The following is a 505-nucleotide window of genomic DNA, read 5'->3' as shown; positions in this document are numbered from 1 at the left end:
AAGACGGTGGCCAAGTGGCGCAAGCGCGCCTTTGTGGCCGACCTGCCTACCGGGCCAAAGAGGCCGACGTCGACGGTTCTCTCAGTCGAGGAGGAAGCAGTCATCGTCGCCTTCCGGCGGCATACACTGCTACCGCTCGATGATTGCCTCTACGCCCTGCAGCCGACCATCCCACGCCTGACGCGCTCTGCTCTGCACCGCTGCCTACAGCGTCATGGTATCTCCCGCCTGCCCGAGACGGAGGGCGACAAGCCGCTGCGTGCGAGGTTCAAGCGCTACCCGATCGGCTACTTCCACATCGACATCGCCGAAGTGCAAACCCAGGAAGGCAGGCTCTACCTCTTCGTCGCCGTCGACCGAACCTCGAAGTTCGCCTTCGTCCAGTTGCACGAGAAAGCCACGCGGCGGGTCGCGGGCGACTTCCTTCGGGCTCTGGTCGGAGCCGTGCCCTACCGGGTCCACACCGTACTCACTGACAACGGCACGCACTTCACCGAGCCAGGGG

The 505-nt window shown here is 64.8% G+C and carries 1 protein-coding gene; it reads left to right on the top strand.

Going from position 1 to position 505, the window contains the following annotated elements:
* Positions 1 to 505, top strand: a 505-nt coding sequence (locus tag JMJ55_RS30495) for a DDE-type integrase/transposase/recombinase (RefSeq protein ID WP_202829353.1), incomplete at both ends; no start/stop codon positions are given.

Source organism: Belnapia mucosa, assembly GCF_016775475.1.
GTDB lineage: Bacteria > Pseudomonadota > Alphaproteobacteria > Acetobacterales > Acetobacteraceae > Belnapia > Belnapia mucosa.
This window is presented reverse-complemented; position numbering and strand designations above follow the sequence as displayed.